The organism is Candidatus Babeliales bacterium (genome assembly GCA_036260945.1).
In the GTDB taxonomy this organism is placed as follows: Bacteria; Babelota; Babeliae; order Babelales; family JACPOV01; genus JACPOV01.
Map to the genome: position 1 here is coordinate 17812 of DATALT010000002.1, position 25059 is coordinate 42870.

Annotated in this window: 26 protein-coding genes and 1 tRNA gene; 19 read left to right on the plus strand and 8 right to left on the minus strand. The window is 40.9% G+C overall.

The annotated features are described in order from the left end of the window. The first annotated feature begins 213 nt into the window (after positions 1-213). The 3 genes from VHO47_00530 (at position 214) to VHO47_00540 (ending at position 3036) form a co-directional block, all read left to right on the plus strand. On the plus strand, positions 214-858 hold the full coding sequence (locus VHO47_00530; protein ID HEX2977596.1) for a hypothetical protein: 645 nt from the start codon (positions 214-216) through the stop codon (positions 856-858). Positions 859-993: 135 nt separating this feature from the next. Then, the gene (alr, locus tag VHO47_00535) at positions 994-2199 is read left to right on the plus strand and encodes an alanine racemase (GenBank protein ID HEX2977597.1); all 1206 of its coding nucleotides are present in this window, start codon (positions 994-996) and stop codon (positions 2197-2199) included. Positions 2200-2283: 84 nt separating this feature from the next. Beyond that, positions 2284-3036, plus strand: a complete 753-nt coding sequence (locus VHO47_00540; protein HEX2977598.1) for a deoxynucleoside kinase — start codon at positions 2284-2286, stop codon at positions 3034-3036. On the opposite strand, the gene VHO47_00545 is transcribed toward VHO47_00540, so the two are convergent. From VHO47_00545 to VHO47_00565, 5 genes are read right to left on the minus strand one after another with little or no spacing between them, the layout of a single operon-like run. Beyond that, entirely contained in the window at positions 2951-3508 is a 558-nt protein-coding gene (locus VHO47_00545; protein ID HEX2977599.1) for a hypothetical protein, read from the minus strand. The two genes, VHO47_00540 and VHO47_00545, sit on opposite strands and share 86 nt — an antisense overlap. After that, complete coding sequence (locus VHO47_00550) at positions 3505-4203, minus strand: hypothetical protein (protein ID HEX2977600.1); 699 nt, start codon at positions 4201-4203, stop codon at positions 3505-3507. Before VHO47_00550 ends, VHO47_00545 begins: the two co-directional genes overlap by 4 nt. Then, positions 4191-6380, minus strand: coding sequence for an ATP-dependent RecD-like DNA helicase (locus VHO47_00555; protein HEX2977601.1), 2190 nt, complete (start codon positions 6378-6380; stop codon positions 4191-4193). The genes VHO47_00550 and VHO47_00555 overlap by 13 nt, the downstream gene beginning before the upstream one ends. Positions 6381-6386: 6 nt before the next feature. Continuing rightward, the gene (locus VHO47_00560; GenBank protein HEX2977602.1) at positions 6387-7043 is read right to left on the minus strand and encodes a hypothetical protein; all 657 of its coding nucleotides are present in this window, start codon (positions 7041-7043) and stop codon (positions 6387-6389) included. Positions 7044-7058: 15 nt separating this feature from the next. Then, positions 7059-8597 carry a hypothetical protein gene (locus VHO47_00565; GenBank protein ID HEX2977603.1) on the minus strand — a complete coding sequence of 513 codons (1539 nt, stop codon included), beginning with the start codon at positions 8595-8597 and terminating at the stop codon, positions 7059-7061. A gap of 367 nt (positions 8598-8964) precedes the next feature. Here VHO47_00565 and VHO47_00570 point away from each other — a divergent pair, with 367 nt between their 5' ends. From VHO47_00570 to VHO47_00600, 7 genes are all read left to right on the plus strand, one after another. Further along, the gene (locus tag VHO47_00570; protein ID HEX2977604.1) at positions 8965-9696 is read left to right on the plus strand and encodes a deoxynucleoside kinase; all 732 of its coding nucleotides are present in this window, start codon (positions 8965-8967) and stop codon (positions 9694-9696) included. Positions 9697-9768: 72 nt separating this feature from the next. Further along, positions 9769-10032 carry an ATP synthase F0 subunit C gene (locus VHO47_00575; protein HEX2977605.1) on the plus strand — a complete coding sequence of 88 codons (264 nt, stop codon included), beginning with the start codon at positions 9769-9771 and terminating at the stop codon, positions 10030-10032. An 82-nt stretch (positions 10033-10114) separates the two neighbouring features. Then, positions 10115-10489 (plus strand): hypothetical protein, encoded by a 375-nt coding sequence (locus VHO47_00580; GenBank protein HEX2977606.1) that lies wholly within the window; start codon positions 10115-10117, stop codon positions 10487-10489. Continuing rightward, entirely contained in the window at positions 10476-10964 is a 489-nt protein-coding gene (locus VHO47_00585) for a hypothetical protein (GenBank protein HEX2977607.1), read from the plus strand. Before VHO47_00580 ends, VHO47_00585 begins: the two co-directional genes overlap by 14 nt. Further along, a complete protein-coding gene (gene atpH, locus VHO47_00590) occupies positions 10961-11509 on the plus strand; it encodes an ATP synthase F1 subunit delta (GenBank protein HEX2977608.1) in 549 nt (182 codons plus the stop codon). Before VHO47_00585 ends, atpH begins: the two co-directional genes overlap by 4 nt. Further along, entirely contained in the window at positions 11499-13001 is a 1503-nt protein-coding gene (atpA, locus tag VHO47_00595; GenBank protein HEX2977609.1) for a F0F1 ATP synthase subunit alpha, read from the plus strand. The genes atpH and atpA overlap by 11 nt, the downstream gene beginning before the upstream one ends. 87 nt (positions 13002-13088) lie before the next feature. After that, positions 13089-13165: transfer RNA gene (locus tag VHO47_00600), tRNA-Arg, on the plus strand. A 175-nt stretch (positions 13166-13340) separates the two neighbouring features. Here VHO47_00600 and VHO47_00605 read toward each other — a convergent pair. The 3 genes from VHO47_00605 to ung all read right to left on the minus strand — a co-directional run bounded on the left by VHO47_00605 (position 13341) and on the right by ung (position 16702). After that, positions 13341-13913 (minus strand): hypothetical protein, encoded by a 573-nt coding sequence (locus VHO47_00605; protein ID HEX2977610.1) that lies wholly within the window; start codon positions 13911-13913, stop codon positions 13341-13343. A gap of 44 nt (positions 13914-13957) precedes the next feature. Beyond that, positions 13958-15790, minus strand: coding sequence for a PKD domain-containing protein (locus VHO47_00610; GenBank protein ID HEX2977611.1), 1833 nt, complete (start codon positions 15788-15790; stop codon positions 13958-13960). A 192-nt stretch (positions 15791-15982) separates the two neighbouring features. Then, positions 15983-16702, minus strand: coding sequence for a uracil-DNA glycosylase (ung, locus tag VHO47_00615; GenBank protein HEX2977612.1), 720 nt, complete (start codon positions 16700-16702; stop codon positions 15983-15985). Between the two features lie 183 nt (positions 16703-16885). Here ung and VHO47_00620 point away from each other — a divergent pair, with 183 nt between their 5' ends. From VHO47_00620 to VHO47_00660, 9 genes are all read left to right on the plus strand, one after another. Beyond that, entirely contained in the window at positions 16886-17650 is a 765-nt protein-coding gene (locus tag VHO47_00620; protein ID HEX2977613.1) for an ATP-binding cassette domain-containing protein, read from the plus strand. A 12-nt stretch (positions 17651-17662) separates the two neighbouring features. Next, entirely contained in the window at positions 17663-18427 is a 765-nt protein-coding gene (locus VHO47_00625; protein HEX2977614.1) for an ABC transporter permease, read from the plus strand. 98 nt (positions 18428-18525) lie between these two features. After that, entirely contained in the window at positions 18526-19737 is a 1212-nt protein-coding gene (locus tag VHO47_00630) for a beta-propeller fold lactonase family protein (GenBank protein HEX2977615.1), read from the plus strand. A 278-nt stretch (positions 19738-20015) separates the two neighbouring features. Further along, positions 20016-21200: a beta-propeller fold lactonase family protein gene (locus VHO47_00635; GenBank protein HEX2977616.1), complete on the plus strand. Its 1185-nt coding sequence runs from the start codon at positions 20016-20018 to the stop codon at positions 21198-21200. A 67-nt stretch (positions 21201-21267) separates the two neighbouring features. Beyond that, complete coding sequence (locus VHO47_00640; GenBank protein HEX2977617.1) at positions 21268-21678, plus strand: hypothetical protein; 411 nt, start codon at positions 21268-21270, stop codon at positions 21676-21678. A gap of 17 nt (positions 21679-21695) precedes the next feature. Next, the gene (locus VHO47_00645) at positions 21696-22982 is read left to right on the plus strand and encodes a hypothetical protein (protein HEX2977618.1); all 1287 of its coding nucleotides are present in this window, start codon (positions 21696-21698) and stop codon (positions 22980-22982) included. A gap of 150 nt (positions 22983-23132) precedes the next feature. Continuing rightward, entirely contained in the window at positions 23133-24026 is an 894-nt protein-coding gene (locus tag VHO47_00650) for a hypothetical protein (GenBank protein ID HEX2977619.1), read from the plus strand. Between the two features lie 26 nt (positions 24027-24052). Further along, entirely contained in the window at positions 24053-24748 is a 696-nt protein-coding gene (locus VHO47_00655) for a VIT1/CCC1 transporter family protein (GenBank protein HEX2977620.1), read from the plus strand. A gap of 74 nt (positions 24749-24822) precedes the next feature. Further along, positions 24823-24987: a hypothetical protein gene (locus VHO47_00660; protein ID HEX2977621.1), complete on the plus strand. Its 165-nt coding sequence runs from the start codon at positions 24823-24825 to the stop codon at positions 24985-24987. Positions 24988-25059 lie beyond the last annotated feature (72 nt).

The window sequence follows — 25059 nt, forward strand, 5'->3', positions numbered from 1 at the left end:
AGGTTTAATTTGAATCATTGTATCACAAAAAAGCGTTAAAGAGTAGCTAAAATAGCGATCCTGTTTGCCAAAACGGGGCAATTATTCATTTTTTTGCTCGATAAAAGGGAGTTTCCAAAATAGTATGCCGCCCTGGTGGCCAGGATATTGTCTCTGTTAGTAATTTGGGCTATTATGATTTCGATTAAAACCACGTTGTTAGGAGGAACATTTATGAAAAAGATAGCTCTCTTTGGTGCATTTGTGGCTGTGAATTCCTTCGCGCTACAAATTCGGTGCGATGAAGAAAAACCAAAGGCTACGGAAATAAAGCCTGAGGCTGATTGTGAAACGACTTATGAGGTGCCGAAATTATTTCTAGATTTATTTGATGACTTTGCACCATTCTTTTCTCAAATGCATGAAAGATTTAATAGAAATGTTGAAAAAATGGAAAAATGGCGTCAGCGAGCCCAAGCTCAATTTCAATCTTTCCCGATAAATTATAAAATCGAAGCGGACGAGCCTGATCGAGTAACTATTATCGTAGAGTTGCCGGAAGCTCCTGAGGGTAAGATTAAGCAATCAGGAACAGAGACTTTTTCTGAGGCGGATATTGAAGTTCCTCTCAAAGAAGGATTTATAAAGTTGCATTTACAAAATATTGGAACGAACTCAGAGATGCCTTATGCTCTTTTGCAAATGCACGCAAAAAATAAGACAAAAAACGAGGAAATCCAGCGCAAGCAATGCAATTCCTTGCCTGCTCTTAATCTAGAAAAAATCGAAATTAAGCGTATTCCTGAAACTTCTAAAATTCAAATTAGTGTTGGAAAAGCGGCTTCTGCCCAGCGTTATTCAAAAGAAATAGAACTCTAATTTTGTTTTTTTAAGAAATCTAAAAAGCCCGGCAGTTTGCTGGGCTTTTTTTTACGTAACGTTATAGTTTCGTAACCGAGCATGCTATTCTTGAATTGTTTTATCACAATCCCAAGTCACGGGGAGACAATCACTATGATTCATAAAGAGCTCCAAAAGAAAAGCGGGAATGTCTTAGATCCTAAGTTGATAGTCGATCGGCAGAAAGCAAGCGCGCCATTAACCTGGATCGAGATAAGCAAGCGTGCATTGGATCATAATATTTCAAATTATCGATCTCTTATCAAGCCGGGTGTGCTGTTTGTGCCGGTGATAAAAAGCAATGCGTATGGGCACGGCATGTTGGCTGTTGGCTCAGTTTTGCAAGATCATACAGGAGTTGATGGCGCCGCAGTAGTTGCAATAACCGAGGGGATCGCCCTGCGTGAAAACGGTTTTAGCAAAAAAATTATCGTTCTTGGAATTATCGATGCCGATTTGCATGAGGTCGTTCGCCATGATCTTGAGTTGGTGGTATACGATCGAGACGTTATCAACCAATTGAACGAAATTGCAAAAAATCTAGAATTGAAAGTGCGCATTCATATTAAAATTGATACCGGTCTTTCGCGGCTCGGTTTTTTTCCCGATCAAGCGTTTGAAACTATTAAAGCTGCCGTACTGTTGCCTCATGTAGAAATCATTGGCATATCGACTCACTTTGCAAATTCAGAAAGCAAAGAAGATTGGTTTGTTAATCTGCAGCTTTCGCGATTCAATGAATTAATTAATAAGTTGCGCATTGAAAAAATAAACATCCCTCTGCAGCATACAACCTGTACGGCGGCCCTGGGAGCATATGAAAAGGCGCACGGTTCGTTGGTGCGATTTGGCATGGGGCTTTATGGCTTATGGCCTTCACAGGAAAATAAAGATGCAGTCACGAAAAAGGTACCAAATTTCTCGCTCCTTCCTGTTTTGAAGTGGAAAACACGCATTATTCAGCTTAAAAACTTGCCCGCTGGGAGCTTTGTCGGGTACGATTTGACGCATCAAGTTCAGCAAGAAACTAAGATTGCAGTATTGCCGGTTGGTTTTTGGGATGGATTGGATAGAGGGCTTTCCAATAAAGGATCGGTCATGATTCGCGATATCGTTGCTCCCATCATCGGCAGAATCGCTATGAATTTGTGCATGATTGATGTCTCTCACGTGCCGGGAGTTTCGGTTGGCGATGAAGTGATACTTATAGGGGAGCATGAGGCAGTGAGCGCCGACGCGATGGCTCGGCATATCGGCACAATAAATTATGAAGTGGTTACGCGTATTAATCCGCTAGCAATCAGATCAGTAACTGAATAGTTTTTTGGCTGTTGCACCTTCAATAATTATGATAAAATAGAACTAGGGACAGCAAAATCCATTTTTTTCAACCAGAAAGCGAAAATGTATATTGTAGAAGGCAATATTGGTGCCGGAAAATCGACTTTTTTAAAGCTGATAGAAAAACATATGCCACAAGTTGGTATCGCGCTTGAGCCGCTTCATAATTGGCAAAAAAAAGTTTATGGACAATCGCTGCTTGCTAATTTTTATCAAGAACCGCGGCGCTGGTCCTATAGCTTGGAAACGTTTGCAATGATTTGTCGCGTGCGCGAGCACATTCGTGAACAAGAGCATAGTAACAAAGCTCGTATTGTTGAACGTTCCATTTATTCTGGCCACTATTGCTTTGTATTGACCGGTTATCAAAATGGGTTTATGACCGATTTAGAATGGTCTATGTACCAGGAATGGTTTAACTATTTAATTCCACAGCGCTGCAAAGCGCCGCAGGGTTTTATTTATCTTAGAACTACGCCTGAAGTTGCATATAAACGTATTAAAAAGAGAAACAGACTTGCTGAAAAAAATATAACGTTTGCGTATCTTAAACAGATTCACGATCAGCATGAGCGTTTTTTACTTGAAAAAAATGATGTTTTGCAAGACCTTGTGCATGTCCCAGTTCTCATACTTGAATGTGATAGTGAATTTGAGAATAATGCCGACCAATTAAACAAGCATTTATTGGCAGTTCAAGAATTTATTATTAAAACTTCCAATAGTTCTTTTAGCGCACATCAGAATCTAAAAACCCTTCAAACGGCCACGCTTGAGAAAAATCTAAATGTGGATCGATCAACGGCTGATGATTAACAAGCCAGGTTATTGAGCGAAGCGCAATGCCATTTTCTTTTAATGTTTTTATTAATGATTCTAAATGATGCCATTTACGATAGATCGACCATTCTTTTTCCAGAGGTGCTTGGTCGAACGAAATGTAAGCATCTAATCCATTTTGGCCGAGTATAATTGATTGTAAACTTATTTGTTTTCCGCCGACTTGTTCGTTATGAGCGAATTCGAGCCATGCATATACAAGCTGTTTTATTTGCTCAGATTTATCGCTGAGCCATAAAAGCTCTTTTGGTTCTCGCGTCCATTTATCCATTTGCCAGCCAATAATAGTTACCGCTTTCTTTTTTGTCATATTTTCTACTAACGGCCTGTTTGAGGGGGTGATTTTCGTAGGTAATCTGAGAATGATCCATTGTTGTTGGAATGCTATGGTAATTAAGCCAAGGAAAAAAGCCGTAAGCGAAATAATAAAATAATGATATTTATTCATGAGAGCGTTTCTTTGCGTATAAGTGCCGCGAGCGCATTTTTTATCGGATCAATGAGTAAGCGAATGTCTTTTTCATCACGCAATCCGCATTCGATTGCAATTGCGGGGGCTAGTATGCCAAAAAAAGGCCGAAATGGAATTGCAAATCCACCAATGAAATTAAATGTGTTTTGCTCGGCTTGTTTGGCGAGTGAAGTGGAAAGCAACGTCAGGAATGAATGCGTTGTTTTCAGCGATCCTCGATAGGCAAATGCTGCTGGTATCAACGTTGGCTGGAGCGGTGCAACTTGCCACCAATCGGTTGTACGATTCCAAATAGTTTGGTAAAGAGTGATCGACGGCAATGAATGTATCTCTTTAAAACAATGAATACTTATAAAAAGATGCGCCCCAATTCTATTAGAAGATTGCGCGATCTGCATTTGTTCGCTCAATTGGCCAGGTTTGTGCGAGAAAAAAATACGCAAATGCGGATACTGGAATGAAAGCTCTTGCTCTAATGCGTCGGCAAGTAGGAGCGTTGTACCTCGTTCAAAACTATTTTTAATCGATCTGCCCGGATTTTTTCCATCGCCAGCGGGATCAAGCATGATAATAAATTTTTTTGGCATCGGTGCAAAGAAAGAAGACGCATAAAGATGGGACGCAAGAAGCGTGCCCAGAGTAAAAAGACGGAAAAATATTATGAACGGCATGTTAATGTGCTGGTTAAATAATGCTGTAAAAAAGTTATTCGGTTTACGCCTTTACTATTTTTTATTCCCATGGCGATCGCTTTTGGTTGGCCAACCATGATGCATAATTTTTTCGCGCGTGTAATGGCAGTATAAATTAAATTTCGTTGTAGCAAGACAAAATGATGCATGAAAATTGGAATAATCGCTACATCGTATTCTGATCCCTGGCTTTTGTGAATCGAAATTGCGTAGGCAAGTACCAGTTCATCAAGTTCGTTTAATTCATAAATAACGCTTCGATCCCCAAAAAGGACCGTAAGCTGCTGATCAGTACTATTTATTTCGGTAATAGTGCCGATATCTCCATTAAAGATGTTTTTATCGTAGTTATTGCGAATTTGCATGACGCGATCATCAACTTTAAAGGTAGTGCCATTGCTTTGTGCTTGATCTTTAATCTCGGGATTAAAAAGTGTTTGTAACTGAGAGTTGATGGTGAATGTGCCCGCTATCCCTCTGTTCATGGGAACTAGTACCATTGAATTTTCAGCCCTGAATCCATACCGCGGCAATGTTTTTTCATAGATCGCTTTAAGATGAGCAAAAAGGTTTTCGGCTTTATCTTCTTTAATAAATATGAAATCCTTCTTACTATCGGGCAGATTTGAAACAGGAAATTCACCATTATTAACGCGGTGAGCGTTAGTGATAATAAGGCTATCTTGTGCTTGCCTGAAAATATGAGTCAATCGAATAGTGGCAATTTTTTGGCTGCTAATGAGATCATTAAGAACATTTCCAGCGCCGACCGATGGCAATTGATCGATATCGCCAATTAATATTAAGTGGGCCGTATGCGAAAGTGCCTTAAGCACTGCAGAAGCCAAGAAGATATCGAGCATCGAAGCTTCATCAACAATAATGAAATCGGTTTTTATAGCGTTTGTTTCATTATGAACAAATTTCATAGTGCTTGCATCAAATTCAAGCATACGATGAAGCGTCATTGCATGGCGCCCTGTTCCTTCCATCATACGCTTTGCAGCACGTCCAGTTGGCGCAGCAAGGCGATAAATGATCCGTTGGTTATCAAGAATTTCAAGAAGTTTTTTTATGAGCGTAGTTTTACCAGTTCCCGGTCCGCCGGTGATGATCGTCACTTTGGATTGAAGCACCGCCATGATAGCTTTTTGTTGATCCTCATTGAGCATGATACCGCGTTTATCTGGTGTTAAGAGCGATTGATAAATCGCTTGCAGATCAAACTGATGAGGTGAAGGATGTTCGAGCAATGTTTTGATACTCGTTGCGATTCCAAATTCGGTAAAATAGTAAGAACTCAGCGTGATAAAATGTTTTTCTTCATGAGAAATGAGTTTTATTTTTTGCGATTCATAAAGATCATGCAGTGCAGATTTAATAAGATGTTCATGGTCTTCTTTTTTGAGTTCCAGCAATTCATATGCTTGTTCTTTAAGCGCGTTCAACTCGCAATAAATATGGCCACTTGAAGTTGCAGTGGAAAGAAGATGCGCAATGCCCGCTTTAATACGCGAAAGTGAATCAGGAGCGCAACCAAGTTGCTGAGCGATTTTATCTGCGGTTTTAAAACCGATTCCCCAAATATCTTCAGCAAGGCGATAAGGGTTTTCTTTAAGAACTGCCATCGCTGTTTGGCCGTACTTTTTATAAATTTTTGCAGCATAAGCAGGAGAAACATCTTTCTCTTGAAGAAAAATCATAAGCGCAGATATTTCTTTTTGGCCTTGCCATGCGTTTGCAATAATTTCGGCACGCTTCGGGCCAATTCCTTCAACTTTTTCAAGCTGCTTTGGATCGTGCTCGATAACTTCAAGAACTTTATCGCCAAATTTCTCAACCAATTTGCTTGCATAAACTGGTCCGATACCCTTGATCAGCCCTGAGCTTAAATACTTGGTTATGCCAAGAAGTGATGTTGGGATTTGAGCAACATGAGAACTGACCTCAAATTGGCGACCAAACTTTGGATGTGTAACCCATTTTCCCTGCATAATGAGTTGTTGACCGACGTGAGTCGAAGATAAATAACCGGTTACGAGGGTTGATCGCTGCTTTGTTTGAACCACTGCAACAGAAAACCCAGTCTGTGGATGTTGATAAACAAACCGCTCGACCGTTCCTAATAATTCTTCCAGTTCCTGTTGTTCGTTCATAATGAGCTATGTTTTTTGGTGAATCGCATCAAGATATTGTTGGTAACCGATTGGGCAGCTTTTTATTAAATCATCAAGGAAGCTGACAACATCGCTGCAAAATTGATCAAAATTTTTAAAAGATGCTATGAGATTATGAAAAAGTTCTTCTTCGCTTCCAGCTCTGTGCTTGCACCACTCAAAGATAATACTATCATGTCGATTGTGCAAATCTGCCCATTCTTTCATCAATTCATGAGCGGTACGCTGTGGCAATCCTTGCAATCTAGTAAGCATTGGACGCATAATTTCAATAAAACTAGTTCTGAAAATGACCAAATGATTCTCTAGATCGTTCAAAAGTTCTCTATCATTCGTTTCAAGAGCGGAGCGTTCCAGCGTTGCTAAACCTTGAATGGAATATAACGAGTTACGAAAAGTGAAAATGCCCATACGGTCTTTAGAATTGCGCTGCCTAACGCCAAATTGCCCCTTAAGGACTTCTTTTATGGTATGAACCATCTCATCAACCGTTTTCCAATCGACACCAATCGGATGAGGAAGGCCATCAACCATAGCCAAAGCGCGATGTTGAAGCGGCTTACTGTTTGCAACTAATGGGCCATTTAAAACAATAATCAATAATGAGAGGGCTAATTTTTTTTTAGATAGATTTTTCTTCAAAATTTTCCTTCTTAATTAAAACAGGTATTCAAGTCTGAATGAAGCTGAGTAATCTTTACCGATACCAGCGCTCAGGAATGTATAATCTGCGGTAAGTGAAATACACCAATCGCCGCATTTTCCAGGATGATTGTACGTATACGCTCCAAATAATTTACTTTGGAAAGCGGAGGGTTTTGTAGCGATATCTTTTCGCGCAAGAATTTGATTTTGCGTTGAAGCAACTATTCTGCCGAGTTTTTCTTTCTGTTGCCACCAAAGATCGTAGCCAAGGTTGAGCGTTGATTGCTCTGCGATCCAAATGTCTGCCGCTGTTGAAAATTTAATAAGTACACCAGGAAAAACCATGGTATTGTAAACGCGAGGATAAAGTGTCTGAATAAGTTGTTCTTGAATAAAATTCAGATCATTTGCGCAATCGTTTTGATTCTTTGCGTTTATATAAAACCGCTTTTCCATTACGGGTAAAAGATATTCAAATTCTGCATGCGTATCAAAGCTAAAACGGGGTGTGACTTGCAATTTGCTATCGTATACAAAACCCAATCCGACGTGTCCGCCATTGCCAATATTATCATCAAGTAAATTGGCAGACAGTTTATCGAGCGCACCAAGTAAAAAATCAATTGTTAATTGTTGTGCTTGCGCTCGTTGTATTTCATCGCCGAGTGCCAGAAGGAGAATTTCTGCTAAATCAAAAGGAGGATTATCGCTGTTTTTAGGAAAATGAGATCCTTTCCATACTCCTTTGCTGAAAGCAAAAGCGGTGGGGATCGTTGCAAGAAAGCCTGCGTTTACCCATAAGCTATCATTATCTACAAATGTGTAACCCGCGGTGAAACGACTGTCGCCCAACCCAAATTTGTCGCTTATCAGATGCTTTCTTGAGAAAGAATCAAATTCTGCCTCTTGTGTACTATTAAGAGAGGCCATTTCTGCAGGAATATCATTGTCTGCCTGAAAAAGACTCACCTCTTGCTCTAATTGGGCCTTTTCCTGTTGGTCGAGTTGAAAGTTTCTTTCAATATATGCAAAAGGAGTTTTCCACTGAATAAGCCATTTCTCTTTTTGCCACTGAAACCAACACATTAAAGCGGCGCGTCGATCTTCAATCTCAATGTCGCCAAGAAGTGATAAAATTTTTGGGATATTGAGATTCACAACTAATGAAGCAAGGGTATCAATTTGCGCTATGAGGTTTTTATTTTCAAATGCCAGGTAATCACGCAATGCAAATGCATCATTAAAGAAAGCCATTCGTGGCGTTTGGTTAAACCATAGTTGTCCGATAAGAGACCAGGTTTCAGGACGGCAGAATGGATAATAGAATGCCGGATAATCAAGAATCGAGCGTTTTACTAACGGATTAGTGCGCAAATAAACGTCATTGCGCAAAATAGTACCTGCTTCGATAATATCGCCCGGCTCTGCATCAGATGGGCAGTCTCTTGTTAAAAGAGCAAACGCTGCGGCCGTCGCATTGTGACCTGCAGGTATATCTTGGGCTGGCAATTCTTGATCCGGATAATCGTCATATTGCAAAAGAAGATCCATTGGGTTTGTCCACAGTGGAAACAAACAAAGCATCGAGAGGGTTTTTATCCAATGTCTGAACACATAATTCATAGAATACCATTTAGTGTTAAAATGGGGTGATTTATTTTCAAATGATACAATAACGCAGTAGTTGAGTGTACAACTAACAAGCTGAACTGCTCCATAGTTTTACCTACTCACTAAGCTCATGAACGAGCATAAAACTGATATTTTTTTTACAGCTAGTTTATTTATTTGAGTACAGGGTATCGTACCATATTTTTTTTTGAGTAGCAAAAGAGGTCAAATTAACTGGCTTTTTGTGCTTAAAGAGGTAACCTAAAAAAGACCTCTGTTTTACATATTTAACACTTTGGTATTGTTCATGAGCGAATTACATAAAAATCCTCGCGTTGTTTCCCTTGAAGGCAATATAGGCGCAGGTAAATCAACTTTTTTAAAACTTGTTGAGCGTGCATTGTCGGTTCAGGCCATCTTTGAGCCGCATGCTAAATGGCAACAGGTCGGTGGAACTGAAAATTTATTAGAGCGTTTTTATGCAGATGGTCAGCGTTGGGCGTATACGTTTCAAACATACGCTTTTGTAACGCGCGTTATGGAGCAAGAAGCTCATGCACGTAAAAGCAGGTATCCGGTACAGGTGCTCGAGCGTTCTGTGTTTTCCGATCGGTATTGTTTTGCAAAAAACGCTTTTGAGCAAGGGCTTATGAATGCACTTGAGTGGAAATTGTATCAAGAATGGTTTTCTTGGTTGGTTGATGGCTATGTTGCACAACCTGCCGGATTTATCTACTTGCGTACTACTCCCGAAGTTTGTTACGAGCGACTCAAGAAACGAAATCGTTCAGAAGAACGAAATGTTTCTCTCGATTATTTAAGTACAATCCACGAAAAACATGAACAATGGTTGATCGAGCGCCTTGATATTTCTGCAATCGAGCAAAATGTACCATTGCTTGTTCTTTCTGTGGATAAAGATTTTGAGCATGATGAGCAAGAGCAACTAAGATTGATGAAATCAATTGCAGAATTTTTTGGTATCGATTTTAGGAATATCGATCGTGCGGATTTTGCGCAAGAAACAGCGTCATTGTAAATGAAATTGAAAATGCGGTAGACTGAAAAAAATATATTTTTTAAAGATCCTAAAGTGGTGGAAGGGGTTTTTATGAACGTCGGTATCGAGGGAATCTATATAGCAAAAGCTGCAGCATTTATTGGTGCGGCGCTTGCAATGGGTATTGGCACAATAGCTCCGGCGTATGGCCAGGGACTTGTTGGTGCAAAAGCATGCGAAAATATTGGGAAATTTCCAGAAAGTGCAAAAGATATTCGGGGTGCACTCGTTATGGCACTCGGCATTATTGAATCATCAGCGGTGTATGCGTTATTGGTAGCTGGTGGTTTAATTTTTGTGGGGTACAGTCTTTAAACGCTACAGGAATGTTCCGTGTGGCTTGCTTGGAAAAATCCAAACGTATTGGCTATTCCGGCAAGAATAAAGAGATTGTTCTATGATAATTAACGCAACTTTTTTTGTGCAAATGATTAACTTTGCGATCGCTTATATTGCGCTCGATCGGATTCTTTTGCGTGCGGTTGTTAAAGATATTCAAACGCAATCGCAACAAGATCGCGCTCTTACTGCGCAACTTGAAAAAACCCAAAAGCGAATAGAAGAACTTAAGAAACAAGAAGTAACTCAGTGGCGAGAATGGCAAAATATTTTTAAGCTTAAATTGCCACAATTGAATCAACAGAGTGCAGTAATTAACGAAGAACTAATTCTCAAACCGGAAGAACCGGATAAATCAAAAGTTGGTCGAATGCGCAACGAAATTGCTGGCATTATTGTCAAACGTGTTGGAGCATTCCATGATCGGCCTTAGTACCATTTTTTTTAGATTACTCAATGCGGCTGTTGTGTTTACATTGTTGGGTTATGCTTTTTTCAAGTATGTTTTGCCTTCGATTTATAAAGTTCTTTCGCAAGAAGATGCCGCGGAAAAAAATAGACAGATGAAAAAAGAGATGCTCAATGAATTAGAAAAAGAAATGGAGCATACACTTGCAGCGCAAGAGAAGTTGGGCGATAGATTATCACTCGCTATTGGCAAATGGGTCCAAATAGTAGAAAAAAATAAAACTGCTGCGCGCCAAATACAAGATACTATTGTTGCACAAAACCAAGAACGAGCATTCGTACGTTTACAGCACGCTCAAGATTTGCTTATCAAAAAAGAGATTATTAATCCGGCAATTGAACAAGCACGCACAGAACTTAAAGAACATTTTTCTCATAAGCAAATGGGCGACCAGTATCTTAATCAACTTGTGGCAGCTTTAGAAAAGAAGAAATTATGAATAAAGATTATGTTCCATTAGCACGGAAATATGCGATCGCGTACCTGAACGCTTTTGGAAATACTCTTAATGAAAAAGCGGTGAATGAGATTGGATTGATTGGCGATTTTTTTGAGCATAATCGTTCAGTTCTCTTTTTTTTGAAATTGCCAGCAAAGTTTAATCGCGTTAAGGTGCATATTATTAAACGGTTGCGTGAACAATTGCCGATGAGCGAACAACTTACAAAACTTATCGATCTTCTGCTTTCGCAACAGCGACTTTTTATGCTGCCAACTGTTTGTGCGAGCATAAAAGAAGTTTTTGATGAAAGAAATCAGATTATTAATGCGCGTCTTGAAAGTTCGCATCCACTTGATGAAAAACAAATCATTATTCTTAAAAATTATTTTGAACAATTAACAGGAACAAAAATCGAAACCCAACCTGTAGTAAAACCTTCGCTTATTGCGGGAGTTCGACTTCAAGCCGATACGGTTCTTTGGGAATATTCGGTTGCAAAGCAGTTGCGTAATGCAGAAAGGCTATTAAGCAATGGAGATTAAAAGCTCTGATCTTATTTCCTTATTTGAAAAAGCGTTAAACAATATTGATCAAGCGCAACTTGAAGAGATTGGGGTTGTTATCCAAGTTGGCGACTCAATGTGCAAAGTGCATGGATTACGTAACGCAGTTTTGGGTGAGCTCGTCACCTTTGAAGGTGGCAATCGCGGCATTATATTTAATTTAGATGAAGATTACGTTTCGATTTTTCTTTTTGATGCCGCGATTGCGGTCGATGAACTAGAAGTTGTGAAGCGGACTGGCAGTGTTTTCAAAATCCCTGTCGGAGATAATTTGCTCGGGCGTGTTATCGACGCGGTAGGAAAACCAATCGATGGTCTTGGCGCAATAAATGTCGAACAAACCAGATCAATCGAAGCGGAAGCTCCAGGTATTATTGAACGCAGCCCTATTAATGAATCTTTGGAAACTGGCATCATGTCAATCGATGCATTAATTCCGGTCGGCAAAGGCCAGCGTGAGCTCATTATTGGTAATCGCAATACCGGAAAAACAGCGGTGGTTCTTGATACTATCGTGCATCAAAAAGATAAAAATGTTTTGTGTGTATATGTTTCTATCGGTCAACGACAAGCAAACCTAGCGCGTTTTATAAAAACACTCGAAGAGCATGGCGCGCTTGAATATACGGTTGTTGTCAGCGCTGATTCAAGCGATACGGTGCTTCGTCAATATGTTGCTCCGTATGTAGGATGTTCAATTGCAGAATATTTCCGCGATCAGGGCAGAGATGTTCTGATCGTGTACGATGATTTGAGTAATCACGCGATTGCGTATCGCGAAATGTCGCTTCTTTTGCGTAGATCTCCGGGGCGCGAAGCGTATCCTGGCGACGTTTTTTATTTACACTCTCGTCTACTGGAGCGCGCGGGAAAATTGGCAAAAGGCGGATCCATCACGGCGTTTCCCGTAGTACAAATTCAAAGCGATGATATTACTGCCTATATTCCGACTAACTTAATTTCGATTACGGATGGGCAAATTTTCTTAGATACGCACCTTTTCAATCAAGGTGTTCGCCCGGCTGTTAACGTTGAACTATCAGTTTCTCGTGTTGGCGGTGCCGCGCAAACAAAAGCGATCAAGAAAATGACGCGCGCATTGCGCCTTGAATTGGCACAATATCATGAGCTTCTTGATTTTGCACAGTTTGGAACTGAGCTCGATCCTGTTGCACAAAAACGATTAAACCGCGGTGCGTTGGCAGTTGAACTTCTCAAGCAACCGCAATTTGCGGGTTATAGTTTCGTCGATCAGTCGCTGATGCTTTTCTTATTGAAGGAAAACTTCTTAGATGCGTTACCGATTCGAGATGTACAAACTTATGCACAGCAATTTGTGAGCTATGTTAAATCGATCTATCAAGAAACGTATGAAACAATTTTTACAACTCAAGATGTTTCAGAACAAACGCAAAATAAGCTTATTGAAATTGCTCGAGAATTTACCAAGATTTTCGTACCAAAAGCATAAGCGAACGATAATTGCGCAAATGAGGCAATTGTGCACTTTAAAAAGTTCTCTTTCTTGCGTATACTATAGCCACATATCTTTTTTTAGGTGCCCGTAGCTCAGCTGGATAGAGCAACGGATTTCTAATCCGTAGGTCGCAGGTTCGAATCCTGCCGGGCACACCAAATTTCGTGAAACAAAATTTGTCCGTCGTAACTTGCCGAGGACTTGTCCATCTAAGTTTTTTGCGAAGATGGAAGCACGGATAAGTGATGATGCTCAGAGCTGGGATTGGCACGCCAGTTTTTTTGTGTGTCTTTAATTCAGCTTTTTTAGATGGGATGAATTTTCGTGTATCCTCTAAAAATTACCACCGAAACCTATACCCAGGCAAAATCCACTAATATCAAAATTATTCCGTACCGTATATTTGGATGGATCGCTTCGGTTAAAAGAAAATTTTTGATAAAGATATTGAGTGAAAAGATCTACGAAAGTATGATTCGTTAGTTGGCGAGTAAAACCGAGTCGAAAGAGACCCCCAGCTGTTTGTCCAGAATTATTGTTCAAAACAAAAGGTGAATAATCTTTATTTTTTAAAAAGCTCCAACATACCCCTATCCCAGTATGCATGGTCCATGCATCATCTATGATATAGAGATAGCTTAGTCCGAAGGTTACAGGTACAACTCGAATTTTAGTTTTACTATTGCATCCAAGAGCACGCCCTTTTGCATGAAGATAACCAATATTAAGCCATGTTTGCCAATGCCAGAATATTTTTGCAATTTGGATTTCGTAAAGGGGCAGGACTGTAGAGAATAATGCTCTTGATGTTTTAGATGAAGGAATAAATGCTGAAATTTTCCCTTCAACAGAATAATCTTGTTCGTTGTTAACATATGCTTTTACATAACATGCATTGAAAATCATGAAGCATATCCACATATATCTTATTATTTTCGTACAGTTGTTATTTAGCATAGCGGTTCTACAATTATGGTTATAGGGGATGAAAGCAATCCATCAGAGCTTACTGAAACAAGGTAATAGGTATAGGTTGTTTTTGGTAAGCGATTATGGTCGCTAAATTGTAACGGACTCGATGCTGGAATGGTGGCAATAAGATCTGTCAGCAGAGCATCGCGATAGATTTGATATTCCAGTGGCGCGGTTCCTACTAGGGGTAGATTCCAAGTAATTAAGTTGATAATATCGGTTTGCGTTGGGTATCGACAGCAAATTTGTGATCCTTTTGCGCTGGATGGCGGAGCTGGAAAAAACTGAGAAGTTATTGCCGTGGGCCCCCCGTTATTACTCATAAAACGACTAGAAAAAACCTTGGCAGTGGAGGTTCCCGCAGAGTTGGTCACTCGTAATGTAACGTTAAATGAACCTGTCGTAGCATATATATGATTAACTATTGGGGATGCAGTTACTACGAGGGGGGTTCCATCTCCAAAATCCCATTCGTAACTAACAATTGTTCCAATCGGGGAGAGAGATGCTGATGCATCGAAAACGCTTGGTATTCCTGGTGGCTGAATCGAACCGATAAATGATGCAACTGGAGCAGGGTCAGGAGACATCACAAGATCTTGAACGTCACCGGGGCTATTGGCAAAACTTGGTCCAGCGGTATTTGTTGCAACATCTATGGGAGTGACATGGTCAGTTGATTCATTGAGTACATAAATCGTCTTGCTGTCTGGAGTTCCAACTACCCAAAAAGGGCGAGAGCCAGGAACAAGGTTAATGGTATTAACGATGGTATTAGTAGTAAGATCAACCACGCTTACCGTATCATTTTCTATATTTGCCACATACATAGTTGTTCCTGTAGGAAGAATAAATGCTCCGTAAGGCCCCGCCCCAAGAGGAAAGGGTATTGTGCCAATTGATGTTTGAGTAGCTACATCAATAATGGTTATATTATTATTGACCGCAAACGCACTTGTTGCGTACGCAATAGTTCCATCGGGTGTGATAGCTATTGCCCCGGGTGTAAAACCAGTCGTGATACTTGTACCCGGCGTAAAGGAAGCGGTATCAATTGGCGTTACATTACCAGAAGAAAAATTATCAACAAATACGGTCGATCCATCAGGAGTTACAGAAAGAGAACCTAATCCTGGGCTCAGAAGTATGTCGGTGATGACTGTATTATTAATAGTGTCAATTACCGTAACAAATCCTGAGGTAAAATTTGAAACATAGACGCGTGTGCCATCGGGGCTGACAATAATATCAAATGCGCCGGGGCCGGCGATCGGCGTTGGTATATTCATAATAATAGTATTAGTAGCAGCATCTATAACGCTGACCAGGCCTTGATCGGAATAAGCAGCGTAAATCTTTGTGCCGTCAGGAGTGATTACCGAAGCAAGCGAGTCTGAAGGAAGCGGGATTGTTCCATTGATTGTATTGTTTGCGGTATCAAAAAGAGTAATGGCATCTTGATTTATTGCAGAAATAATTCCATTCCATGAATCTTGCGTGTAGGTATAAAAATCATTACGAGTTAATGGCGATGTTTGGCTTCCAACAGTCACGCGCACATCTACCGTTCCAGCCGTACCAAGAGGAACAACAGCTTGAATTTCCGTATCAGAAATAATAGTAAAACTGGATGCGGGTCGATTGCCTAAGATAACTGCGGAAGCGCCGGTAAATCCACTACCCTCAATAGTAATAACATTGCCCCCGTTGATTGAACCATTGGTCGGAGAGATAGATTGAATGGATGGCGCCGCAATAGAATTATCAAATCTAAGTATGAGCATCAAAACAACAAGTACTATTCTGAGCATATAAGAACCCTTGATCAAGCGATTTCGGTTATTAAATTCACAGTAAAATTTTAAACAATCGAAATTATGATAACTCATTTTTTTAATATCAATTTTTTGTGCTTGTCGATAGAGATAATCCACATACTATGATGAGTCTTGATAAAATATAAAGGCTTTTATTTATTTTCGAATTAAATTGATTAGAATCTTCTACTCAAAAGAATGTATCCAATCAATCTCGGGCAAATGGTGTCCTTTTAGAAAAGCGTTCGCTTTTGAAAAGTGCTTGCATCCTAAAAATTTGGTGACCGACAAAGGAGACGGGTGTGCAGATTTTAAAATAAGATGGAGGCACGAATCTTCGTGTATATGCAGATGCTGCATTTTCTTTTGTGCGTATGCGCCCCAGAGCATAAAAACCGTCGGATGTTTTCGTTTCAGAAGTTGTTCCATAACCGCATCTGTGAAAATCTCCCAACCTTTATTTGCGTGAGCTGCGGGCTTTCCTTCTTCAACGGTTAAAATAGCGTTAAGAAGCAAGACACCTTGTTTTGCCCAGCCGGTTAACGTGCCATTTTGTGGCACAGCGATGCCAAGATCACTGACGAGCTCTTTAAAAATGTTTCGCAACGATGGTGGAATTGCGACTCCTGGCGGCACGCTGAAACTTAATCCGTGTGCTTGGCCGGGGCCGTGATAGGGATCCTGCCCGATAATAACTACGCTTACCTTATCAAAAGGGGTTGCTTTTAATGCTGCAAAGATATTTTGTTTAGCAGGATAAATCGTCGCGCCCGCTTTTTCACGTTCTTGCAAAAAATTTATCAAAGCATCGATTTCCGGTTTGCGGCAAACATCTTCTAACGGTTTTTGCCACGATGGGGGCAGGGCAGAGAAAAATTGTTTTTGTCTTAAGCTCATTTCTTTCATAACAGGATGATTTTGTAGGTATTTGTGCGCCTTGTCAAATTTGAGTTTGAAATTATTTCAATGCTAAAAAAAGCGTAACTGCTTTTTGCGTGAAAAGCCTTACCAGTTCGGTTTTTTCTTGACTTTTTTTCCTCGTTTTATATTGTTAATCATAATACAAAAAATATTTAAAAGAGTTTTTATATGCATTCAATGATAGAAATAAAAAATTTAAGAAAAATTTACCTTTCCGGAGCAGCCGAAGTAAAAGCTGTTGATGGAATAGATCTTTCTGTTCACAAGGGCGAAATTTTCGGGTTTCTAGGGCCAAATGGTGCTGGCAAAACTACCACCATGCGCATACTCACCACATTATTAAAACCAACGTCTGGCACCGTACACGTTGCAGGTTTTGATCTTGGCGCTGAGCCTGATATGGTGCGCAAAAGTATTGGTTATGTGAGTCAAACAGGCGGATTGGAACGCAGTGCAACGGCGCGGGAAAACTTAGTTTTGCAAGCACGTCTTTATGGTATGAGTAAAACTGATGCGCAAGAGCGCGCTGCTGAACTTATTAATTCTTTAGGCATTGCAGCTTTTGCAGATCGACTTGTAGAAACCTATTCTGGTGGTCAACGACGCAGAGCCGATATTGCGCTCGGCATGGTTCATAAACCCAAACTTCTTTTTTTAGATGAACCTACCATTGCACTCGATCCTCAAAGTCGTGCACAAATTTGGGAAGAGATTAAAAAACTCAAAACGCATGGTACGACGATATTTTTCACCACGCATTATCTTGATGAGGCCGATATATACTGCGATCGCATCGCAATTGTTGATAATGGTAAAATCGTAGCACTTGGTACGCCTGAATCGCTCAAGCATGAAATTGCTCCTGGCAAAAAAGCTACCTTGGACGAAGTTTTCCTCGAAAAAACAGGCCATAGTTTTAAACAAGATAATTAAGAAAATAGAACCATGATGAAATTATTTAACGATACGTCTCTTATTTTTTTTCGCAGCGTACAAACCACTTTGCGTAATCCGGTTTGGATTATTTTTGGACTTTTTCAGCCGCTTTGTTTTTTGCTCTTATTTGCGCCATTGCTTGAGAAACTTACAAGCAATCCGGCGTTTGGCAGCTCTAATTCACTAACAGTTTTTACGCCGGGTCTTTTGATTATGATAGCGCTTTATGGCACTTCGTTTGTCGGCTTTGCGCTTATTGATGATATCAGATCCGGAGTTATTGAGCGTTTTCGTGTAACGCCCATAAATAGAAAAGCACTTATTTTGGGACGCGTTTTGCGAGATCTATGCGTTCTTGCGGTTCAAGCGACATTCTTGCTTGTTTTAGCGTGGCTTCTTGGTTTGTCTGCGTCACTTTTTGGTGTATTGATTTCGTATGGGTTGGTTTTGCTTGTTGGATTTACGATGTCTACAGCATCCTACTGCGCAGCTCTTATGCTGCAAAGTGAAGATGCGCTTGCGCCAGCGATTAACTTTTTTTTGTTGCCGATACAATTGCTTGCGGGTATTACACTTCCACTAACCTTAGCACCTCTCTGGCTTCAACGCGTTGCATTTTTTAATCCGTTCGCTCATGCAGTTTCTGCTGCGCGATCACTTTTTGTTGGCGATTATTTAAATGAAACGGTGGCATTAGGGTTTGCAACTATGATGCTCATTGCAGCGCTTGCTTTTTACGGCGCGTCTCGTTTGCTTAAAAAAACTGCCTCGTAAAATCAACGCAAACCTTCTTAAAGACAGAAACGATATTGACACTCAAATTGTCATTTGATTATGTTCGTACCATAGCATCAAATCACAAGGAGAGTTTCGTGCAAATCAGAAAGATATTTTTTCTAACGTTTCTTTTGGCAACACAAACTATTCATATCAAAGCTTCATTCGTCGGAAGTTTCCAGCAAGTAGCAGGATCGCCATTTGCTGCGGGTAATAGTCCAGCGTGGTCTGAATTTACACCTTTAGTCTCAGGAAATATGTTTGTCGGTGTTCCGAACTATAATGATGCTTCGGTAACCATGTATAGCTTGAACCAAACGACTGGTTTTCTTACCCAAGTAACTGGTTCGCCATTTGCCACGGGCAATCAACCGGCTTTTCTTCGATTTTCTCCTCTAGTTTCAGGCAACGTGTTTGCAGGCGTTGTAAATCATAATGATGACAACGTCTCTGTATATTTACTAAATCAGTCAACGGGCGCGTTGGCCCCCGTTACGGGTTCGCCATTTCCGACAGGTGCTGGGCCGTATGGTATAGATTTTTCTTTAGCTTCCGGAACGTTGCTTTGTGCGATTTGCAACGCAGGAGATAGCACTCTCGTTACCTATACGGTCAACCAATCAACAGGTGAATTTTTCGCTGTTGATACTGCAGCAACGGGAGCTGGTACTTATTTAGTTGCCTTTTCTCCCGTAACTTTAGCAAATAAACTTTTTGCTGCTGTTACCAACGAAGACGATAATACCGTTTCGGTATTTGAAGTTGATCAGTTATCGGGTCTGTTAACTCCAGTTACAGGATCTCCTTTTGCGACCGGCAATCGTCCTATCGGCATAGAGTTTACACCGGTAGTGTCAGGCAATCTCTTTGCGGCAGTAACAAACGCAAATGATAACACGGTAAGTGTCTATTCGGTTGATCAGACAACCGGTGTATTTTCACAAGTTCCTGGGTCACCTTTTCCTGCAGGTTCAGACCCTAATGCGATCGCATTTTCACCGTTAATTCAAGGCAACTTATACGCTGCTGTTGTAAATTTTAACGTTCTTTTTAGCAGATCAGGAAATAATGGCGTGTCTGTGTATCAGGTAGATCAGTTGACAGGAGCATTTACGCCGCTTGGCGATTCACCTTTTGGAACCGGAACGCAGCCTGATGGTATCGCTTATAGTTCTATTCTACCTAACGGAAAAATATTTGCTGTGGTAGCAAATTTTGGATCAAATAATACTTCGCTATTTGAGGTTTTAACACAGGCTAGCCCGACCTGCTCAACGATTCCTCTATTTCTTACTATCAATGGATGAGGGAGGTTCGGTTTCGATTTTGTATGCGTAGTCCTGCTAGGATATTAATGGCCAAATAACTGTTAAATGATTCACCAAGGCTATTCTTATGCGTACAATGGCAAGCTTTACGACCCATCATGAGCGGTTCGTTACGGTTAACGCCGATCAGTTAGCATGCTAATTTTCTGCAAAGTTCTATTGCTAGAACATAGTATTGGCTATTTTATTGACACATTAAAATAACCAATACTATGTTCTTATCATTATGCGAAAAATAACTAATCAGAGGATGGATTATGAGAATTGCACAATTATATTTTATTTTTTTTATTGTTGCGCAGCAGTCGTTAATAATCCATACATCCTTTGTGGGAAGCTTTCAGGAGATTGCGAGTTCGCCATTTTCGGCTGGAACAAATCCAGCTTCATCAGCATTTTCTCCCATAACAACATTCGGCAAGTTATTTGCTGCGGTTCCAAATTTTGGCAGCGCTAACATATCGACTTATACTGTTGATCAAACAACCGGGTTTCTAACACCAGCTCCTGGTTCGCCTGTTGCATGCGGAAATCAACCAACTTATCTTGCATTTTCGCCAATTACCACCGCAGGGAATTTATTCGCAGCAGTTACCAATTTTGCCGATGGCGATATTTCGACTTACTTGGTTGATCAGAATACGGGCGCGTTTACCCCAATTGCCACAGTTTTCACAGGGACACAACCCTCAGGAGTAGCATTTTCTCCGATCGCATCAGGAAACTTATACCTCGCGGTTCCTAATACTGGTTTAGTTTCCAATTTATCAATTTATTCGGTTAATCAAACAACCGGTGCGTTGGCGCTGATTTCCGCATTTAGTATCGGAAATACAGCGAAGTTAGTGGCTTGTTCGCCCATAATTGCCACGGGGAATTTACTTGTAGCTGTTGTAAATCAAGGGGATAATACCGTATCAGTTTTCAACATTAATCCGGTGTTCAATATTGCTTTTCTGGTTGGCACTTTTGCAACTGGACCATCACCTATTGGAGTAGCTTTTGCGCCTGTACCTCTTACGGGCGGCGATTTCTTGGCCGCAGTCACCAATAATGGTGATGGTACGGTAAGTGTTTATTCGGTTAATCAAGCAACCGGTGTGTTTACGCCAATAGGATCACCGGTAGCAGCGGGATCGGGCGCCAATAACGTAGCTTTTTCTCCGCTGATAGCGGGTGAGCTATTCGCTGCTGTGGTTAACTTCAATAGCTCTAACGTATCGGTATATCAAGTTGATCGGACGACTGGCTTCTTTACACCCCTTGGCGATTCTCCGTATGCAACCGGTGCTCAACCCGATGGGATAAATTATTCACCGAAGGTGGGCTCAAAATTTTTTGCTATTACCGGAAATTTTGGGAGTGATGATGCTTCGGTTTTTGAAGTTAGCACGCAAAGTTGCAATGCCCTTACTGTCTATTTGACGATCAATCCAAGCTGAGCAGTCGAATCTTTTACTGGGAATAATAGTTGCCCCATAACTGTATCTAATAGAAGGAACGGTAGCTATGATGAAAAGAATCTTTGTTTTTTTATTTCTGTGCTCGCACTCAGGTATTTTTGGCCAGGAAAGCGAGCAGGATATTTTTGATACTGAGTTTAATGACGAGAAAACTGAGCAAGCTTCTGCACCGATGTTTCGCACACCTCCTTTTGCACCAATAATTACCGCTATCACTCCTCTGGGTTCTGATCACACAGCAATCATAGATGGTCAAAGCGATCCAGATACGGGAATAATTGTTGTAGATATGGCAACGAACGAAATTATGATGGGAACTTACGCAGATTCGTTAGGTGATTGGTCAGGCCCTGTTGGTGGGCCTGATGGGAATTATAATGTGATAGCATACGCGTTTAATATTAATGAAGAATATAGCGCTCCTAGCTTTGCAGGTTTTTTCACGATTAGCGCATAAAGAGAGGATGCAAAAAAATGGTGCGATCTTCTGGCACTAAAAAGAATATACTATTCTTATTATTATTATCTATTATAAAGTCTTCTTTGGTGAGTGCGTGTGTCGTACCGACCTGTACCCCGCAGCTTCAGATTTGCCAAGTGGCCGCGGATATTAATGCAGGTTTTGGCATAGTTCGTTCACTCGATTGGCAGACAAATTCGGGCGGAGCGTTGTTGGCTGCAGCTGTTGGTGGTCAAGTAAACGTATATACATTTGATGGCAAGACGCTTACGTTGCAATCTACCATCGTAAATCCTATTGGATCGACAGTTGAAAGTGTTCGTTGGCTACAAGATAGCAACAATTTCTATTTAGCATTCGGCACAGCGCCCAATTTACCAACTACGCGATCAACGGTTTTCGTTTATGATCTTACGACGCCCTCAGCGCCGTCTTTAGTTTCATCGGTGCAGTTGGCAGGAAACGGTGGGATCCATGAGATAAACTGGAATAAGGTACCTTTTGTAAACCTTGGGCAAACAGCCTATTTTATTGCGATTGGACGACGAGTAGCTGGGGGTTCTCCTCGCTTAAACGTTGTTTCCTTTAATATAACGACAGCTACTGTTAGCCTGACTGGCGCAAATGATACTGCAGGGGGAGATGCATACACTGTATCCTGGCTTAATACCGGTGGAAACCGTTATATTGCCTCAGGCCTATCGGGTGGGGGTGGGGGGCAACCGCCGTCGCGAATAGGTCGCTATCAATTTAATTTGCCAGCAATAACGCTCACACTGCCGCCAACAAACGTTCCTGTTGAGGTATCACCAACTAGTTTGGCTCGAGTTAAATGGTTTTCGATTGGCAGTTTACCGTTGCTGGCATCAAGCTATATTTTTGGGGGAACCAATCGGCTGAAAGTTTCAGAGTTTACTCCACCGGTAACCTTTCAAAACAATCCAATATGCTCAGTTAATCCAACGAGCGCAGCGGGGGGGCCGAGTGCAATCGATATTTTTAGTTTTTCAGGAAATAATTATATTACCTTAGGTCAAAGCGCAACAGCCGGTAATAGCAGTTTGTTTGTTTACAATTATACACAGCCTGCTGGCGTCGGGCAGTATTGCCTAGCACTTAGCCAAGCCCGTGGGGACGTTTTTGCTTTGCAATGGACCCAAATTGCAGGCGCGCCGTATCTTGGAATTGGAGGAAGTTTGGCAAATAGCCCTGGTGATTTCAACTTACGCATTTTTGCTATTGATGATGCATGCGGCGTTCAATGTAATAGCGTGCCAGTTTATATTACTATTAATGGATAAGATTAATTTTCACGGCGGCTATATATACTTGCAGAGCTTAAATTTTCTAAGAGCTATTCTTACACTTAGTCGAACCATAATTATTGTACTCAACTTAGATCTTATGTCAGCATTGCTCATATGGGTTACTTTACCTAGCGATAAGTGAAGATGAATATCAAAAAGTATTTTGCGTTCTGTTTCGTAGTTCCTGCTTATGGGAGTATTTCTATTGTCTATAACTTGCGCGTAGCTGAGACCTCGAAGCATCGCGGTTTGGAAAGTTTTTTTAAAAAACCTTCATTTGGTATATTCACACCGTTTGGCACGTTTCGAGAGAAATATAATGGTGTGCATCATAGCGCAGGGGGCGGTCTTTTTACGCTCCTCTATTCTCCCGAAAGATATTATTTACGAGTCGATGCCGCATTTGCTCGCGTCTCATCTCACGATCGCAGCATTCATTTTGCTCGCACGCAAGGAGATGATGTGCTTTTTTCTGGTGGATACAGCCCCAGAACTTCAAAAAAATCAAAGCTCACCATTTCAGGCCTTTTTGGCATTCCAACTCATAAAGATACAAGTTTGGAATTTGTTCAATTTGGGTATGGACATTTTGGGTTGGGGGCTCAAGTAGATGGCACCTATTTTTTTTCAACTAATAGAAACCATACGTTTCGTTGGGCTACACGTTTGATACATTTTTTTCCTCGAAACGTTGAGGCACGGATGGGTGACCAGCGGGAACGTTTTAATTATGGCATCGGCAACTTAGCAGATATTTTTTTGGCGCTGCATATGATCAGAAAACTTCATAGTATGGAAGCTGGCTACGATGCATCATTCTTTTTTAATGCAAAAATCTTCCCCCACTTTGAAGATGCAATAAAAAGGGCTAACTATATTCGCAACAGTTTTTACGGAATTTATAAATACCGTTTTTTTATTGGGAATGTTGCTAGTTATATTGCGTGCGCATTATCATACGGGTTTGAACCAACGCCAAAAACTGTTGGCAATAAGCGAGTCATCACCACCTGGGCTTCATGGGGTATTAATTTTTAAAAATATCTCGAAACATGAGGAAAAAAATGCCACAAACGCCGCATATTGAAAAACATTTTACTGCAAGCGATACGGTACGAGATATTGTTATAGGAATGTCTGATGGATTGACGGTTCCATTCGCTTTGGCAGCCGGCCTTTCTGGAGCAGTTGATTCGACAGGCATTGTAATAACTGCAGGGCTTGCAGAAATGGCAGCCGGCTCGATAGCGATGGGATTAGGAGGCTACTTAGCAGCCAAAAGTGATGCTGAACATTATGCGACCGAAGAAATTCGTGAGTACAGTGAAATTGAGAAGATGGCAGAGGTGGAGAAGCTCGAAGTAACAAAAATACTTATGGATTACGGCCTTACATCGGATCAAGGATTGGCTATTGTAGAGGCTCTCAGCAAGCGGCCCAAAGATTACGTCGATTTTATGATGCGGTTCGAGCTCGGCCTTGAAAAACCGAACCCAACGCGCGCATTCAAGAGTGCGATTACGATTGCATTGGCATATATCGCCGGCGGTCTGGTTCCGCTATTGCCTTACATATTGATGAGTAGCGCGAAAAAAGCGTTGCCTGTTTCTGCTATTTGTACACTTATAGCGTTGTTTATTTTTGGTTACGTTAAAGGGCGTTTTACAAGCCTTCGTCCTGTTCGTGGCGCAATTCAAACCACACTTATTGGAGCATTAGCAGCAACAGCGGCTTTCATTATCGCTCGCTTAGTAGGATAAGTGGACGTGAATCCGAATGAATTATTTGGTAAATGTGATAAGTGATAGTGATCTTTAATCATAAAGGAGTAGTTATGGAAAACGGATCAAAAACATGCAAATCATGTATGCAGAAATGCGCCAGCTGCAAAAATAAAAAAGGAACATGCGAAAAAGCTGGAAAGGGCGGATGCAAGCCGTGCGATTCAGATTGCGAAAGTTGCTCAACGTGTTCTGATTGCCAAGATTGTGATGAGTAAAATTAATATTTAAAAATTATATCTTCAATAAAAGCGTCATGTTTACATGGTGCTTTTATTAGACAGCTAACT

Bases quoted from the DNA above. Each gene is read 5' to 3' on its own strand.
- VHO47_00530 (HEX2977596.1), top strand. From the start codon at position 214: ATGAAAAAGATAGCTCTCTTTGGTGCATTTGTGGCTGTGAATTCCTTC.
- alr (HEX2977597.1), top strand. From the start codon at position 994: ATGATTCATAAAGAGCTCCAAAAGAAAAGCGGGAATGTCTTAGATCCT.
- VHO47_00540 (HEX2977598.1), top strand. From the start codon at position 2,284: ATGTATATTGTAGAAGGCAATATTGGTGCCGGAAAATCGACTTTTTTA.
- VHO47_00545 (HEX2977599.1), bottom strand. From the start codon at position 3,508: ATGAATAAATATCATTATTTTATTATTTCGCTTACGGCTTTTTTCCTT.
- VHO47_00550 (HEX2977600.1), bottom strand. From the start codon at position 4,203: ATGCCGTTCATAATATTTTTCCGTCTTTTTACTCTGGGCACGCTTCTT.
- VHO47_00555 (HEX2977601.1), bottom strand. From the start codon at position 6,380: ATGAACGAACAACAGGAACTGGAAGAATTATTAGGAACGGTCGAGCGG.
- VHO47_00565 (HEX2977603.1), bottom strand. From the start codon at position 8,597: ATGGATCTTCTTTTGCAATATGACGATTATCCGGATCAAGAATTGCCA.
- VHO47_00570 (HEX2977604.1), top strand. From the start codon at position 8,965: ATGAGCGAATTACATAAAAATCCTCGCGTTGTTTCCCTTGAAGGCAAT.
- VHO47_00575 (HEX2977605.1), top strand. From the start codon at position 9,769: ATGAACGTCGGTATCGAGGGAATCTATATAGCAAAAGCTGCAGCATTT.
- VHO47_00580 (HEX2977606.1), top strand. From the start codon at position 10,115: ATGATAATTAACGCAACTTTTTTTGTGCAAATGATTAACTTTGCGATC.
- VHO47_00585 (HEX2977607.1), top strand. From the start codon at position 10,476: ATGATCGGCCTTAGTACCATTTTTTTTAGATTACTCAATGCGGCTGTT.
- atpH (HEX2977608.1), top strand. From the start codon at position 10,961: ATGAATAAAGATTATGTTCCATTAGCACGGAAATATGCGATCGCGTAC.
- atpA (HEX2977609.1), top strand. From the start codon at position 11,499: ATGGAGATTAAAAGCTCTGATCTTATTTCCTTATTTGAAAAAGCGTTA.
- VHO47_00605 (HEX2977610.1), bottom strand. From the start codon at position 13,913: ATGATTTTCAATGCATGTTATGTAAAAGCATATGTTAACAACGAACAA.
- VHO47_00610 (HEX2977611.1), bottom strand. From the start codon at position 15,790: ATGCTCAGAATAGTACTTGTTGTTTTGATGCTCATACTTAGATTTGAT.
- ung (HEX2977612.1), bottom strand. From the start codon at position 16,702: ATGAAAGAAATGAGCTTAAGACAAAAACAATTTTTCTCTGCCCTGCCC.
- VHO47_00620 (HEX2977613.1), top strand. From the start codon at position 16,886: ATGCATTCAATGATAGAAATAAAAAATTTAAGAAAAATTTACCTTTCC.
- VHO47_00625 (HEX2977614.1), top strand. From the start codon at position 17,663: ATGATGAAATTATTTAACGATACGTCTCTTATTTTTTTTCGCAGCGTA.
- VHO47_00635 (HEX2977616.1), top strand. From the start codon at position 20,016: ATGAGAATTGCACAATTATATTTTATTTTTTTTATTGTTGCGCAGCAG.
- VHO47_00640 (HEX2977617.1), top strand. From the start codon at position 21,268: ATGATGAAAAGAATCTTTGTTTTTTTATTTCTGTGCTCGCACTCAGGT.
- VHO47_00645 (HEX2977618.1), top strand. From the start codon at position 21,696: ATGGTGCGATCTTCTGGCACTAAAAAGAATATACTATTCTTATTATTA.
- VHO47_00650 (HEX2977619.1), top strand. From the start codon at position 23,133: ATGAATATCAAAAAGTATTTTGCGTTCTGTTTCGTAGTTCCTGCTTAT.
- VHO47_00655 (HEX2977620.1), top strand. From the start codon at position 24,053: ATGCCACAAACGCCGCATATTGAAAAACATTTTACTGCAAGCGATACG.
- VHO47_00660 (HEX2977621.1), top strand. From the start codon at position 24,823: ATGGAAAACGGATCAAAAACATGCAAATCATGTATGCAGAAATGCGCC.